12 protein-coding genes and 2 tRNA genes are annotated in these 16,286 nt (G+C 41.3%); all 14 read right to left on the reverse strand.

Translation table 11 applies throughout. The annotated features are described in order from the left end of the window. Positions 1-46: 46 nt before the first annotated feature. Positions 47-2,371 (reverse strand): efflux RND transporter permease subunit, encoded by a 2,325-nt coding sequence (locus ACMVDV_RS05050; RefSeq protein WP_416157409.1) that lies wholly within the window; start codon positions 2,369-2,371, stop codon positions 47-49. Continuing rightward, positions 2,371-3,372 (reverse strand): WD40/YVTN/BNR-like repeat-containing protein, encoded by a 1,002-nt coding sequence (locus ACMVDV_RS05055; protein ID WP_416157410.1) that lies wholly within the window; start codon positions 3,370-3,372, stop codon positions 2,371-2,373. The genes ACMVDV_RS05050 and ACMVDV_RS05055 overlap by 1 nt, the downstream gene beginning before the upstream one ends. A gap of 131 nt (positions 3,373-3,503) precedes the next feature. Then, complete coding sequence (locus tag ACMVDV_RS05060) at positions 3,504-4,868, reverse strand: DUF1329 domain-containing protein (protein WP_304182307.1); 1,365 nt, start codon at positions 4,866-4,868, stop codon at positions 3,504-3,506. A 10-nt stretch (positions 4,869-4,878) separates the two neighbouring features. Then, entirely contained in the window at positions 4,879-6,975 is a 2,097-nt protein-coding gene (locus ACMVDV_RS05065; protein ID WP_304182287.1) for a DUF1302 domain-containing protein, read from the reverse strand. Between the two features lie 246 nt (positions 6,976-7,221). Further along, the gene (locus tag ACMVDV_RS05070) at positions 7,222-7,443 is read right to left on the reverse strand and encodes a DUF2835 family protein (RefSeq protein ID WP_416157411.1); all 222 of its coding nucleotides are present in this window, start codon (positions 7,441-7,443) and stop codon (positions 7,222-7,224) included. A gap of 3 nt (positions 7,444-7,446) precedes the next feature. Then, on the reverse strand, positions 7,447-10,041 hold the full coding sequence (gene pepN / locus ACMVDV_RS05075) for an aminopeptidase N (RefSeq protein ID WP_416157412.1): 2,595 nt from the start codon (positions 10,039-10,041) through the stop codon (positions 7,447-7,449). Between the two features lie 44 nt (positions 10,042-10,085). Then, a complete protein-coding gene (nhaC, locus tag ACMVDV_RS05080) occupies positions 10,086-11,549 on the reverse strand; it encodes a Na+/H+ antiporter NhaC (RefSeq protein WP_416157413.1) in 1,464 nt (487 codons plus the stop codon). A gap of 172 nt (positions 11,550-11,721) precedes the next feature. Then, positions 11,722-13,761, reverse strand: a complete 2,040-nt coding sequence (gene prc, locus ACMVDV_RS05085) for a carboxy terminal-processing peptidase (RefSeq protein WP_416157414.1) — start codon at positions 13,759-13,761, stop codon at positions 11,722-11,724. Positions 13,762-13,789: 28 nt separating this feature from the next. Next, on the reverse strand, positions 13,790-14,440 hold the full coding sequence (gene proQ / locus ACMVDV_RS05090) for an RNA chaperone ProQ (protein WP_304185424.1): 651 nt from the start codon (positions 14,438-14,440) through the stop codon (positions 13,790-13,792). Positions 14,441-14,455: 15 nt separating this feature from the next. After that, positions 14,456-14,734 carry a hypothetical protein gene (locus tag ACMVDV_RS05095; RefSeq protein WP_064666123.1) on the reverse strand — a complete coding sequence of 93 codons (279 nt, stop codon included), beginning with the start codon at positions 14,732-14,734 and terminating at the stop codon, positions 14,456-14,458. After that, positions 14,731-15,192 (reverse strand): GAF domain-containing protein, encoded by a 462-nt coding sequence (locus ACMVDV_RS05100; RefSeq protein WP_304185427.1) that lies wholly within the window; start codon positions 15,190-15,192, stop codon positions 14,731-14,733. The genes ACMVDV_RS05095 and ACMVDV_RS05100 overlap by 4 nt, the downstream gene beginning before the upstream one ends. A gap of 125 nt (positions 15,193-15,317) precedes the next feature. Next, a complete protein-coding gene (locus ACMVDV_RS05105; protein WP_304185429.1) occupies positions 15,318-15,713 on the reverse strand; it encodes a hypothetical protein in 396 nt (131 codons plus the stop codon). A gap of 143 nt (positions 15,714-15,856) precedes the next feature. Beyond that, positions 15,857-15,947: transfer RNA gene (locus tag ACMVDV_RS05110), tRNA-Ser, on the reverse strand. A gap of 53 nt (positions 15,948-16,000) precedes the next feature. Continuing rightward, positions 16,001-16,091, reverse strand: a tRNA-Ser gene (locus ACMVDV_RS05115). Between the last annotated feature and the right edge of the window lie 195 nt (positions 16,092-16,286).

Below are 16,286 nucleotides of genomic sequence, written 5' to 3' on the forward strand. Positions count from 1 at the left end.
GATATAAATGGCCTATACAGGCCATTTAGGAGCAAAATTATTCACATTATTTTTTCTGGTCAGTCCAGAGCAAACTGCCAATTGCCGGTAAAAGTAACACTGCACCGAGCATATTGACCAAGAACATGAAGGTTAACAATATTCCCATGTCTACTTGGAACTTCAGATCAGAGAAAATCCAGGTACTGACACCGATAGCCAAGGTAATACCAGTGAATAATACCGCACTGCCACGCTCAACGAGCGCATTACGATACGCTATTGGCAATGCAACACCTTGCTTTAATTGCCCCATCATAGATGACAAAATATAAATTCCGTAATCAACACCAATGCCCACCCCCAGTGCAATCACTGGCAAGGTCGATACAGTAAGACCAATTTCCAACTGCACCATCAAAGCTTGCGCGAGAGTCGATACAATATACAAAGGTAACACTACGGCGATGGTCGCTTTAACGCTCTTAAAGCTAATTAAGCATAAGATGATCACGGCGCCATAAACATAGAGCATCATTGGCAATTGCGCCGCTGATACTGACTCATTCGTTGCAGCCATCACGCCAACAGGCCCAGATGCCAATTTAAATTGTAACGTGTCGGTTTGTTCTTCAATCGCGAATTGCTTAATGCTGCCAATAATATGCTCAATGGTTTGCGCTTTATGATCCTCTAAAAAGATTATCACCGGCATTACCGAACAATCACCGTTGAGTAAGCCGGTACTGGTTTCTACTCTTGCCGTTGACTGCACTAAACTTGCCGTATTACGTGGCAAGCTTTGCCATTTCAAATTACCTTCGTTATAGCCGGCATTAACCGATTGCGCAACGGAGCTCAAAGTAACAGCAGACTGTACCCCAGTAAGGTTTTCAACCTTATATTGAAAACGGCTAATACGTTCCATTACATCGTGCTCTGTACACGCTGCTGGATACGCTTCAACAATCACCTTGAGAATATCCGATGAAATCGTGTATTTGTCCGATATTAAGAAGGTATCTTGGTTATAACGGGCATCTTGATGCAGTGACGGTGCACCTGCGTGTAAATCACCAATATGCATCTTACCCGCTTGCCAATAACCCAATGCAAATAGCACTAAGGTACTGCCTATAATGACTTTAGCCCATTTTCGATCCGTGCTTTTCACTAATAAATCACGCATAGCATCAAGCATATTAGGCTTATTACTATTACCTGATTGAATATGAACTGTGCTGTCAAAACGCATATAGGATGCCCACACAGGTAATAACACCAAGTTAGTGAAGATAATAACCGCGACACCTAAACTTGCCGTAATTGCCAGCTCGCGAATAATCCCGATATCAATCGTCAATAGGGTTAAAAAGCCAACCGTATCAGATAGTAATGCGATGCCTCCGGGTATTAATAACGATCTAAAACTAGCCTGACAACAAATGCGCGTATTGCAGTGCCCTTCGGCAACTTTTTTACCTATCGCATTGATCATTTGCACGCCATGACTTACGCCTATGGCGAACACTAAAAATGGGACTAAAATCGACATAGGATCGAGACCAAAGTCTAGGCTCGACAATATGCCCAACTGCCAAACAACAGCAATGATTGAACAGGCTATAGGTAAAATAGTGAGCTTTAAGCTGCCACAAAATAACCAAACCATGATAAAAGTAAACGCAATGGCGATGGCAAAAAATAATACAACCCCTTTCGCGCCTTCGGCAATATCCCCAGCCATTTTGGCAAAACCAATGATATGGATACTTACTTTATCAGTGCTTAATGGCTCGCGAATTTCGCTTTCGAGCTTTTCTGCGAATGCTAAGGTATCGAGTTTTTCTTGCGTTTGCGGATCCGTTTCCATCAACTGGGCGGTCACCATGGCACACGAATAGTCAGAGGCAATCATCCTACCAACTACTTTCGCTTTTTCGATATTCTCTTTAACAACAGCTAAGCCACGCTGATCGGCAGTAAAGTTAGCAGGTATAATTGGCCCTCCCGCAAAGCCGTCTTCAACCACTTCCACAAAACGTGCACTGGGTGAGAAAATTGAGTTCACTAACGGACGGTTCACCCCAGGTATAAAATACAGCTGATCATGAACGGCTTTTAATTGACTAAAAAATTCAGGATTGAAAATATCGCCGCTATCATCACACACGGAGATCAAAATACTGTTTGCCCCACCAAATTGCTTTTCATGTTTTAAATACACTTTCATGTAATCATGATTAAGTGGAATATTTTTATTAAATGAAGCATCTAGTTGAATTTGAGTGGCTTTAAAGCCTAAAAAACAGGTGATAACAATAAAACTCATCACCATAACTAAACGATGACGAAAAACAACTTTTTCTAAAAATTCTACGATTGCATGCATTATTCAGCCATCCCCTTCACTTTAATGCCATTTTCTGATGCCATAACCAATTGATTGTCAAAAATAATAGCATCTAGAATAGCCTTACCATCGGCTAACTGCTCAACGCTTAATTGATTATTTATGTAATGAAAAATCACCCCACTATTAGCAAGCAATAGCCAATGGTTTTCAGCTGCTTTAATGATACTATTCACTGTGGCTGTTTTATTATTGTGTATTGGTTGCCACTGTCCTGCTGGGTGACGACTAAAAATATTGCCGCGCAATCCCGCCACAATTTCCTCGCCGTGTTCATCACTGGCGTATGCGAAAAATGATCCCAAATAAATTTCTTCATCCCGCTGCCAAGTTTTGCCGTTATCCGTGCTGTGAGCAAGTAGACCCATTTCCCCAACCAACATAAGTTTACTGTCAGTTGCAACTATGCGATTGAAATGCGGCAGTATTGAGGCAGTTTCAGCAGCATAGGCGTCTGGTTCAGATTCTTTTAAGTCATTTAAGTATTCTTGGTCTTCTGCAAATAACAATGAATCTAAAAAGCGTTTTTGCCAGTTTTTTCCGCCATCCGTGGTTTCATAAAACATCCCATAAGCGCCAACCGCAAAACCGTGTTGCTCAGTGGTAAATAAAATATCTAAACAGGGTTTATCTAATTGAGTATTTACTTGTTGTAATTGCCAATTAGCACCACCGTCCGTAGTGTTGATGATAGTTGCATCATGGCCGCACGCCCAACCACGCTCAGTGCCGTTAAAGGTAACCGCAGTTAATAACACTTGCGTTGGCACGCTTGCTTGTTGCCAATCTTTTGCATCGCTACTTGTGATAATCGTGCCGTGCTTCCCTACAGCGACCAGTTGCTTTCCTGTGTATTCAATATCAGTCAACAACGTTTTATCTGCTTTTATTGCCGTAATGGCTGCAAGCGGTTCAGACGCTATTGATTGAGTTGAAAGGCTTGCAGCAATGGCAAGGCCTGCATAGAGCATGTACTTCATATATTTAAATCGCCTTGAAAGGTGTGTTTGTCGGTATATAACGAGCAATTGGGGGGACCCAGTACGTGTCAGAGTGACAAACGCGATTTGGAACAAAAAAGCACCTGGTTCATGCCAGGTGCTTGAGTATATTAACGACCTTCGCGGCGCAGTGCGCTTGAGGTGAATTCATTATCGTTAAACGATTGTGAGAAATCGTACATTTTCTCTTGGTTATCTAAACCAATTGCAAGGTAACGACGTGAGTTCAAATCATGATACACATCGAGCGTACTCCAGTTCGTAAGCGCATCATAATAGTTAATAGTATGTGCCATAGCGACACGGTACATTTGGTCACGGTTATCATAGATATCGGTTACTTGAACTTGCCAGCTATCTTCATCTATATAAAATACGCGTTTTTTATAGATATGACGTGTGTCGCCTTTCAGGTTTGCTTCTACCACCCAAACACGGTGCTTTTCATAACGCACATGCTCAGGGTTAACATGCCCAGCCATTAAAATATCATCATATTGTAGCTTTTCACTGTGCAGCTTATAGCTATTATAGGGGATATAAAGCTCTTGCTTACCTTTAAGTGTCCACGTGTAACGATTTGGAGAACCATTGAACATGTCAAAGTCATCGGTGGTACGTAAGCTATCAGCCGCGGTTCCCGGTGCATCATACGCCACATTTGGCGCACGACGAACACGACGCTGCCCAGAGTTGTATGTCCATGCTTGGCGTGGTGTTAAAATTTGGTCCATGGTTTCATGGACTAATAATGCGGTACCAGCTAAACGAGCGGGTTGCGTTACTTTTTGTTTAAATTTAAACAAAATATTAGATTCTTGCAGCTCTGCAGGCGTTGCTTTTGGATCAGAATATTTAACTAATAATTGCTCATCAAAGCCAACCATATTATATGAACCAGATGCGGTCGGTGCAGCTTGACCACCAAAACGCTCAATAGACAAACCGCGATAACGTAATAAGTGATTCCAGATTGCCTCTAAGCCAGTTTTTGGAATTGGAAACGGAATACCTATAGCGGTATTTTTAATGCCATTTCCTTCTTCGATCAGTTCTGCAGTTGGCGCATATTGTTTAGTTGCATCATAAACAAACTGAGGATTTGAAGCACTACGATGAGTGGTATAGATGTTCATTTTAAAGGTATCTGGGTACGCTTCAAAAAGCGCAACTTGACCAGGGCTTAAATTTGCTTTGTATTTATCAACATTTGATTTATCAATGGTGAAAAGCACTTTATCACTGGCATATGGATCTGGGTGATGCATTCCCGGCGTATAGCCCGCGGGTGCTTTAGTAATACCGCCAGTCCAAGCAGGGATCGAACCATCAGCATTACCTGCTTTTTCAGCACCTAATGGCGTTAAATCCGCACCTAAACGCGCCACTTCTTCACTGGTCATTTTAGCAACAACTGCTGTTGTAGAAAATAAACTACATAGCGTTAGTGCAATGAGGGTAGGTTTTTTTATCATCATGATACCCCTAAATTGAATATTTAATATTGAAAGAAACAAAATCACGGTCTGAGAAAGTATTGATATCACCGCCACCCCAGAAAGAGTTGTAGCTAAAGTTAAATGACCATGCATTTTGATAATTAAAGTTGGCTGTAACACCAAGTGACTTGCGATCTTCAATAAACAAGAACATCGGATCAGGTGTGTTACCATTTACGTCGTGTGAGAATACAAAGCGCGGTGAAAAGTTAATACCTTTATAGAAATTATAATAATCGCCTTTGGCAATTAAACGATATCCCCATGATGATGCTGTCGCAAACTCTTTTTGCTCTGGGCCATTAGACAAAGCCATATGCAATGCTGAGTAATCATCTGCATTAGGGCCAGTCATAATACCACTGCGACCAGTACCTGAAACATTTAAACGCATTTCATCGTATTCAGGCATATTATTTATGTGCACGCCGCCAATTTCACCCACAACCGCCCAACTATCAGCCCCTAATGAAGGACCAAATAAATGCGTTGCAGTAAACTGTAATTGGCTAGTATTACGCTCAATATAACCTTTTGCTAATTCGCCTGGTCCTACTACGCTAATCGCGTCACCCGGGCTCATTTGTGAAATACCGGCAAACTCAGGACGCAGTCCCGCTAACGCTAATTGCTCAGGCATCGCGGCGTAAAGTAATTCTACGTCATCAATTTGCAGCGGCTCGTCTTCACGAAAAGTAAACTCACCTGCGAATGCTGTTTCGCCAAGCGAAGTATTAAAGCTCAAACCATAAAGCTTGATATCTTCAGGATATTCGTTGGTTGCTTTAGCAAATGCTTTTAAATCAGAGACATTGTCAGAGGTAATTTCTGTCGTTGCTAACATGGCTAAATCTTGAGCCAGTGACGCTTGTGTAAAGTTAGATACGCGACCTGAAATAAGCGGACGACGGCTATGGTAGTTTACATGGTAAAGTGCAACCTCAGTGTCATTAAACTCTGGTAAAAACATCCCTAAACGTAAGCCATATTGGCCACCATCATCCGGCTCAGTTTTACCATCATCCCCTTTGCCTTTAAGCGCGACTTTAGTTGGGTACGCTAGGTAAGTTTGTGCCAATAATGCTTGCCCTTCGGGACTTGCAGGGTCGATCCCTTTAGCCGCTGCAGCTTGACCAAAGGTAGTCATCAAATTATTTAAGCTATCCGTTAAGAACGCTAAATCAATATCAGGATTGGAAGTAAAACCAAGCTGTACATTTTGCTGATAACCATTTTCTGCGGCAAAATCATTGGTCGAAAAATACGTGCCAGCTGCAGGTAAGCGTGTTTCATGCCATTGGTACTGGTAAAAGCCTTCCAAAGTCACATTTTCAGTGATCCCTAAAGACGCCCATAACATACCAACCGGAATAAAGGCCTCTTTTAGCTCTGCACCCGGCGCTTTTAATCGGTCAATATCAACCGGATTTACGTTAATACCGTGAGAAATTAATGTGCTTTCGCCCCAGTTTATAACCTGTTGCCCAAGGCGAATAGAAAGTGGATTATGACCGTCATTTAAATCAAAGTTAGCCCACACATAAGCATCTAGGAGACGAATATCCGCGCAACTTTGCTTTTTGGTGTCTTTATCATCACAAGGATCAACTCCTTGCCCTGAAGTTGGATTAACATAAGCGCGATCGCTATCCATTAATTCAAAATCATAAAAATACATAAAGCGGGTAAACAGGCCGTAGTTGTCTTTGTTGATGGATAAATCGTGTGTCCCTTTCAAAAGCTTTGAAAAAGATTCACCGCTATCAAAGTTCAAATCACCAGCGTCGCCGTTATTAGAGTACGAGCCAGGTTGAGCCCAGACATCTTGCGCGGAATAAATAGGATTTAAAACTGAGTTATAACCTGTCCAATCAAAAGACGGATTATTACTTTTACCTATTAGATTAAAGTTTCGGTCTTCAACACGGATACTTTGCCCATAAGAAAAAGTAGAGTCGAAGGTAATATCAAACCCTCCAGCCTCAAATGTAGCAGCGTGTGTTACGCCCGTTGATAAACCTAACGTTGCAGCAGCTAGGCCTAAAAATATTTTGTTTTTAACAAAAAGCGATCTTCTTATCATTGTGTGTTCCCCCTGTCGCGGGTAATTTTGTGATCAAGTTATTGTTTTTAGTGTAGTCGTAACGATAGAAGCGAAATAAAGAAATTACAAATAGAACGCGTTCAATCCGTCATAATTTTTCTGTTTAGTTGGCGTTTACGCAATGGTAAGACGTCCTACCAGATAATTTATACACGTAAATTAACAATAGAACAAATCGAATTAACAAAAAAACAATATTATAAGTAATTATTTTAAAATATTGTTTTAGGCAACGCGCTCCAAACGTAAGAATTTATGTTCAGGAGTAAGCAAAAGCCGAAAGCGCCCTCTCACTCCTAAAGAAGAAATAAAAGGGCGTAAATGGCTTGCGGCAAAACGAACTGTTTTGCCGCCATCTTCAATTACTTGTACCGAAGTGTATTTCCCTGCGTAATAATCCATACACTGCTTGTAGGTAAGATTAAGTAGAAAATAATATTCAACCATAATTTAGTGTAATGCTTTATCAACTTTTTCAAATAGATCATCGCTCAAGTTGTCCAGTTCAGCAAGGCGTTGTAGCTGAGTTTTCATCGCCACTGAACGTACTTCATCATAACGACGCCACGACATAAATGGCGTAAGCATACGCGATGCATTTTGTGGATTAATGGCGTTTAACTTAACCAATAAATCACCTAACAGCTGATAACCTGCACCGTCTTTACGGTGAAATTGTGCGGTATTAAAATGACTAAAACTGCCGACTAACGCCCTAACCCGATTTGGATTTGAAAAATCAAAACAAGGGTGTTGATATAGCTTTTCAATGTTAGCAATGGCGTTGTCTGCGCCTTGCATTGCTTGTAATGCAAACCATTTGTCCATCACCAGCACATCATGGCGCCACTGACTGTCAAATTGGTTTAATAATTCACTCGCTAATGAACTATCAGCTTTAACAACAGCACTAAGGGCAGCCAATACATTAGTCATATTATGGGAATTAGCGGCACTGATCAGTAATTGATTATTCTCAAGTTCATTGATTTTTGCTAAGTAATGTAAACACATGCCTTTTAGTGCGCGCACTGCGACAGCTGCAGCACTCACAGAGCCATCATCGATTAAACTTTGATAACATGTCGTGAACTCGCGGTGTAATTGCTCGGCGATTTGCTGTTCAAATTGTTGTGTTATAGCAACAATTTCATCCACTGGGATCACCGTAAATTCAGCGGCTAAGGTGTCAAAGCTAGGTAATTTTAACAGCTCGGCAATAAGAGCTAAATCACCTTGTTTTTCAATAACTAAACTGCGCAACGCGTTAATAACTTCATCATCAAGCAGATTCTGTGTTGGCGTTTTAATCGCGGCTTTAACAGCGCTAATAAATAATTGTTGCTGGGCATCCCAACGTGAAAAATCACTGCGGGCAAAACGCATTATATGTAATAGATCAGCCTGGGTAGTTTGCTGCTGTACAATGCACGGCGCTGAAAAATCTTCTAATAGCACTGCAACCGGCTTTGCCGTTAAGCCATCAAAACTAAAACTTTGCTGTTTGTTTGTCACATCAAGCACATGGTCAACACGATTGCCTGCAAAACTCAATGGCACTGAGTGTCCTTGCGCATCAAGTAACTCAATGGCAAATGGGATGTGTAAAGGCGCGTTATCGGGTTGATTGAGCGGCGCAAGCTGCTCTATGTTAAGTGAGAAAATGCCCTGCTGGGCATCATAATCTTGCTTAACAATCAAGCGTGGTGTTCCTGCTTGATTGTACCAGCGTTTAAATTGAGTTAAATCTATGCCTGAGGCGTCATTCATGGCTGCAACAAAATCATCGCAGGTAACGGCTTGTCCATCATGGCGCTGAAAATACAGTGCCATACCCTGCTGGAATTTTTGCTCTCCCAATAAGGTATGCAGCATGCGAATAACTTCAGCACCTTTATCGTATACAGTTACTGTATAGAAGTTATTCATTTCAATAACTTGCTCAGGACGGATCGGGTGTGCCATTGGGCCTGCATCTTCACTAAATTGATGGGTACGCATCACTTTGACCGCATCAATACGATTCAATGCTCGCGAGCCTAAATCACTGCTGAACTCTTGATCGCGAAAAACCGTTAAGCCTTCTTTTAACGACAGTTGAAACCAATCACGACAGGTCACTCGGTTTCCTGTCCAGTTATGAAAATATTCATGGCCAACGATTGACTCTATAGTGTGGTAATCTTTATCTGTGGCGGTCTCTTGATTCGCTAACACGCATTTAGAATTAAAGATATTTAGCCCTTTATTTTCCATCGCGCCCATATTGAAAAAATCCACAGCAACGATCATGTAAATATCTAAATCATACTCAAGATTAAAACGCTGCTCATCCCACTGCATTGATTTTTTAAGTGATGCCATGGCGTGAGGGGTTTTCGGTAAATTCCCTTTATCAACAAATAAGGCTAATTCAATATTGCGACCACTTTTTGTTACAAAGCTATCTTCAAGTACATCAAAATCCCCTGCAACAAGTGCGAACAAGTAACTTGGCTTTTTAAATGGGTCTTGCCATTTAGCAAAGTGACGCCCATTGTCTAATTTACCTTCCGCTAATTTATTCCCATTTGATAATAAATGAGTAAATTGCTCGTCAGCAATAATAGTCACGTCAAAACTGGCAAGTACGTCTGGGCGGTCAAGGTAATAGGTTATTTTTCTAAAACCTTGTGCCTCACATTGCGTACAATACGCGCCACCGGATAAATATAATCCTTCTAAAGAAGTGTTCGTTTTTGGTGCAATTTCATTAACGATAGTTACTTGGCACTGTGCTGGTAAATTATGGATCACCAGCTGCTCATCACGTAACGTGTAATCAGTATAAGCAGTGCCGTCCACAGCAATTGAAATTAATGTTAAATCAATGCCATCAAGCGCTAAGTCAGCCGTGCCCGCAATCACTTTATGAATGGTCATCACACTTGTTACACGGGTGTTTAACGGTGCAAGATCGAAGGTTAAATCAACATGGTCAATAAAATACGGTGGAGCTTGGTAGTCTTTAAGATACTGGGCTTGAGGTTTTTTTGATGCAGTCATGGAAAACTCCAAAAATGGCTCCCCGACAGCGGGGAGCAACTAATTTATGCCTGTTGTTTAGGCTTAATACGTAAGATTTTAATGCCGAGGTAAGCATACACAACAGCTAACAATGGATTGATAAGATTAAAAAATGCATACAGCGCATAATCAAAAGGATTGATCAGCAAGACACTTTGCATGTACGCACCACAGGTGTTCCATGGGATCAGAGGACTGGTGATCGTTCCGCCATCTTCTAATGTTCTTGATAAGTTAACTGGCTGCAAGCCGCGTTTTTTATATTCTTCTTTAAACATCCGACCAGGCACCACAATGGCGATGTACTGATCAGCTGCAATCACGTTAGTACCAATACAGGTTGCGATTGTCGCGGTGATCAACGAACCGGTACTTTTCGCAATTTTAAGAATGCTTTTTACAAAAATATCAAGCAAGCCAGTTTTTTCCATAATGGCACCAAACATCAAGGCAGTCATGATCAGCCAAGTCGTGGTTAACATACCAGACATGCCGCCACCACTGAGCAATGAGTCCATTTTTTCATCACCCGTTGCGATGCTAAAACCATCAAAAAAGGTCGTCCAAACTAGCTTGAAATAACCAACAAGCTCGCCTTTTGAGCCATCTATTTGTGATGCAATTAAGTCTGACTGAAACAGCATAGCCCAAACCGCACCAATCACCGCACCAATTGAAATCGCTGGAAATGCAGGCATTTTTTTAATCGCTAACACGAGTAAAACTAATAATGGCACCAGCATTTCAAAACCAATATTAAAGTTTTGCTGCAAAATGGCTGTGATCTCATCAATACGGCCAGCTTCACTGGAGGCCGTAGCGTTAAAGCCCATAAACACAAAAATGATCAAAGCAATGACAAAGCTTGGCACCGTGGTCCACAGCATATGATGGATATGTTCAAATAGATCAGCGCCCACAACCGCCGGGGCTAAATTGGTTGTTTCAGACAATGGACTGAGCTTGTCGCCAAAGTAAGCACCGGATATTACCGCACCCGCTGTCACTGTCTGCTCTAAACCAAGTCCTGTGGCAACCCCCAGTAATGCAACACCTATTGTTGCCGCAGTGGTCCAAGAACTACCAATACTCATTGCCACGATGCCACAAATTAAGCAACTTGCGGCATAAAACCAACTAGGGTTGATGACTTGCAAGCCATAATAAATCAACGTTGGCACTGTGCCTGAAAGCAGCCAAGTACCAATTAGCGCACCAACCATTAACAAAATTAATATCGCGCCCAATGATAAAGTGATCCCTTCAATCATTGCTTGCTCTAATTTTTTCCAGGTGTAGCCATTTTTCAGGCCAATCAGTGCTGCTGTAAAGGTTGCAAACAACAAGGCTATTTGGTTTGGTCCAGATGATGAGCTATCACCAAATAGGTAAACCGCAGCACCAAGTAAACAGATCAGTACAGTAATAGGGATCAGGGCATCAAAAAAGCTGGCCTGTGGGATAGGTTTTTCTTCTAATGACTTCAAAATAGAGGCTCCTACACGTATTTATATACGCGTTTAATTATTATTTTTAGCACGAACACGACATTGAGCGTAACTAATTATCTGCGTTTAATCAGCAATTATAGCAATATCAAGAGCTTTAGGCAGCAAAAAAGGCGCAAAAGCGCCTTTTAAATTAATCGGGAAAATCGCCCTATTTCTTAGCTACACGACCAAATTTAATATAGTCTTGCGTAATTAATGCGGCTTCCTCTAAAAATGGGTCTAAATCGTCTAAAACGTCAGGCACATCATCCAAGTTTTCAACTGGCTTTTCACCTAAGCGAACGAGTCTTTCATTAGTACGTACTAATGCACGCGCTTCACCTTCGTCTTTTTCTTTAATACGTTGAGCTTCAACTAATGAAATCGTTTTCCGATCTTTCTCTTCTTTATAGCGTGTAATATCTTCAAACACATAGTTAAATTCAGGCTCAGACTTAATACGTTCATCATGGGCTTTGCTTAAGTAAGCTATTGCTGCATCTAAGTCATCGACTGAATTATATTTTGCACGAATAATGCTATCCCATGGTAATGCATTATCTTCTTGGCTTTCTCCCCACTCTGCTGGGTCAATTGCTGATGGGAATGAAATGTCTGGGATCACGCCTTTATGTTGGGTACTACCACCATTAATGCGATAGAACTTCGCAATGGTGTATTGCACACTGCCAAGTGGGTTATCGTATAAATCATAAGCACGACCTAAGCCCTTATGCTGCTGCACTGTGCCTTTACCAAACGTTTGCTCACCGATAACAACTGCACGACCATAGTCCTGCATGGCGGCTGCAAAAATCTCAGACGCAGACGCACTATAACGATCAACCAATACGGTTAATGGACCATCGTAAAATGTGACACCGTCACGGTCTTTTTGTTCTTCAATGCGGTTATTCAAAGTGTGTATTTGAACCACAGGGCCCTGGTCGAAGAACAATCCAGATAGTTGTGTTGCTTCATAAAGTGAGCCACCACCGTTTTGGCGTAGATCGATAATGATGCCGTCAACCTTGGCTTCTTTTAACTTAGCCAGTTCAACTTTTACATCTTTAGAGAGGTTATTATAAAAACCTGGAATTTCAATGACCCCTATCTTACTGGTTAAATCAGAGTATTTTGCCGCAAAGACTTCTGATTTTGCGGCGCGGTCTTCTAAACGAATTTTGTCACGAATAATTTCAACGACTTTTGGCGCACCATGATCATCAACACCTTTTAAGTATTGTAACCGCACCTTAGTGCCTTTAGGGCCTTTAATTAAATCAACTACGTCATCTAAACGCCAGCCAATTACATCAACAAATTCTTCTTTATCTTGCGCAACACCGATAATGCGGTCGTCCGCTTTAATTTGCTCAGACTTATCAGCAGGTCCGCCAGGAACTAGGCTGCGAATAACCGTGTAATCTTCGTCATAGCTAAGTACGGCACCTATACCTTCAAGTTCAAGATCCATGTCCATCTTAAACTGTTCCGCTCTGCGTGGTGATAAGTACGAGGTGTGCGCTTCAATGCTACGCGCAAATGAATTCATTACGATTTGAAATGCATCTTCACTGTTGGTTTGTACTAGACGTCTTTGCGCATTGTGGTAACGCTTAGTCAGTACTTTTTTAATACCAGCCCAATCTTTGCCGGTCATTTTTAAACGTAGTGCATCATATTTAACACGCTCGCGCCAAAGCTCATCAAGCTCAGCTTGCGTTTGTGGCCACTCAGCATCTTCACGATCAAAGTAATATTCATCAGCCTCATCAAACGTCATTTCTGTTTCTAGTAAACTTAACGAATACTCATAACGTTCAAAACGACGTTTCATACTAAGGTTGAAAATATCAAAGGTAAAATCAAGCTTACCTGTGGTCAGCGCATTATCAAATTGGTTGCGGTATTGCTCAAATGAGGCAACATCCGCAGCCAAAAAGACGCTTTTATTAAAATCAAGGGATTCGATATAACGGTCATACACTTTACTTGAAAGTGCGTCATCAAAACGAATAGGTTTGTAATGTGCACGAGTAAATAAGTTCGTCACCCGTTTGCTAGCCGTACTATGCTGACTTTCTTGTGCAAGGACTGGCAAGTCTTTTGCCGTAACAACTTCAGCGACATCAGCAACATCTGATGCAAATAATAAACCCGAATACAGGGCCGCAACTAACGGAATGAGCGTAAACTTCTGACTCATACACAACTCCTTAATTTATATACAGCTTTTAGATAATGTACAGGCTGTCTGCTTTAGTTTTAACTTGCATGCCCGTTACCAACTCAACATGAACATCATCTTTGTTCACTTCAGTGATTACGGCATTAACAAGGGCTTGGCCAAGTTTAACTTTAACTTTGTTATTAACCTTGACCTCACTTGCTGGTAAAGGTTCAATTTTACCTGAACGTTTAACCGGCGCAGCCTTCGCTGGTGCAGTGTTAACTTTAACGTTTTTATCAGCTGACTTGCTGAATTGGCCAGGTTTCTTTTTGTAAGGTTTTGTGTCTGAATCATTACGTGGGCGCTGCGCTTTTTTACGCTTAGCCATTTTCGCACGGCTTTCTTCAAGGGCCTTTTGAGCATGATCAATATGTTCTTGCTCAACTTTGGCGCCGTGATTACCATCTAAGTCAATACGAAACTCAGACTTAGTCACCGCTTCTAAATAACGCCAATTCGACGTGTATTTTCTAAGCGCTTGACGAACCTGCGTTTTACTAACTTTTTCAGACCCTTCAATTCGCTCAGCGATATCTTTAAAGATACCTACTTTCAGCGGCTTGATACCGTCTTTTTGTTTAAAACATTGTGGGAATTCTTGATATAAAAATTCCAACACTTCATTAATATCTTTTAGCTTGTTTGTGGTTTCCATTTTAGAACCTATGTTTCACATCTTTTCATCAAGGGACGAATCGACGTAGTGTGTTACCCAGTCGACCAGCTCTTCAAAGTCGGCTTCAATTACAGCCATATCACCTCGAAGGTGTTCCCAAATACCATTAATTATTTCATCAATTAATTCACATTCCGTGTCATCAGGAAGGCGATCCCAAGCAATATGAATTAAATCGTTGAGCGTTTCCGCTACATGTTCTTCATCCCCTTCCCAATCACCTACATCAGTGATGGCAAACAGATAATCCTGTACATTTACTAAGTCTTTCATGCAATTGTTGCCTCAAAACACGCTACGAGTGCTTCTAAACCTTGCTGATCATCCGCATCAAACCGAGCAATACTTGGACTGTCTATATCTAAGACTGCAAATACTTCACCATTTTTATGGACAGGTATTACTATCTCAGAGTTAGACGCTGCATCACAGGCAATATGTCCTGCAAATGCATGTACATCTTCAACAAGTTGAGTTTGCGCAGTTGCAGCGGCAGTCCCACAGACACCCTTTCCGACAGGAATACGGATACATGCAGGGTTACCTTGAAACGGACCAAGCACTAATTCAGTAGGTGAGTCGATTAAATAAAACCCAGCCCAATTGACATCATCAAGTGACGTAAATAACAGCGCGCTGATATTCGCCATATTGGCAATAATATTAGGCTCACCAGTAATTAGCGATTCAGTTTGTTTAACTAATGACTGGTAAAATTCTTGCTTTTGCATACCAAACTACTTCTTATCAAACATACAGTAGCTAAAGGTACTCTTTGTCGCCAATAATTGAAACCTTTTCAAAGCAAAAAAAAACAATTTGCCCTAAATTTCAGCAAGCTTGGTTAATAATTCTGCTATTGAGGAGGTTGTTGTTTTACTGCACCTTGTCTTAGGCCATATAAAAATAACCCTGCTGCAAGTGCAGACATTACAGTGTTAATCAAAAATACCATACCGCCTGTGGCGCTGAGTAAATAACTAAATATTGCACCACCAAGTAAGCCTAATGTCAGTACCCCTGAGTAATTTACTTTTGCGTACTTATACATCAATAAATACCCAGGTACGACAAACGCAGCCATGGTTAAACCGACAATATGTGCATTGGCTATCGCACTCATGAGTAACTGGAAAAAGGTAGTCAGCGGATCGGTATTGAGCGTTAATGCATAATAAACGCCTAACACACTACCGATGATCACAGGTGAAAGTAATGATAACCCAACACTTTTTGCAAGCCGATGCTTCATAATACGTCCTTAAAATCAGGCTTAGAATAAATACTAAGGATGCATGATGTTTTACAACATCGAAATAGAGACTATGGTCGTAATTTTCAATAATAAAAACTTTAGGCACAAAAAAGCCCGCTTAATCAGCGGGCTATTTTATATGGTGGAGAGATAGGGATTTGAACCCTAGAGGGGCTACAAACCCCTGCCGGTTTTCAAGACCGGTGCATTCGGCCACTCTGCCATCTCTCCGAAACTGCTTTAAGTTACGAGTAAGAGTGTACTCACAACTATTTTAAATTAGGTGGTGGAGAGATAGGGATTTGAACCCTAGAGGGGCTATAAACCCCTGCCGGTTTTCAAGACCGGTGCATTCGACCACTCTGCCATCTCTCCGCACGGCCTGCATAATAGAGAAGGCCGTGGTCTTTGTGAAGCTTTTTTTTCAAAAAAAAGTTTAACTGCTTAAAAAACCATTAATTTGTACACTCTTAACACAGCGCAGAGTAAAAACCATGCAAAATTGAACTTTTCTTTTTAATTATCGGTCTATTGAACTACAAAGGTTTGCCCTAATATAGAAGTATTGGT

It is taken from the genome of Pseudoalteromonas sp. ASV78, from assembly GCF_047806705.1.
GTDB lineage: Bacteria > Pseudomonadota > Gammaproteobacteria > Enterobacterales > Alteromonadaceae > Pseudoalteromonas > Pseudoalteromonas prydzensis_A.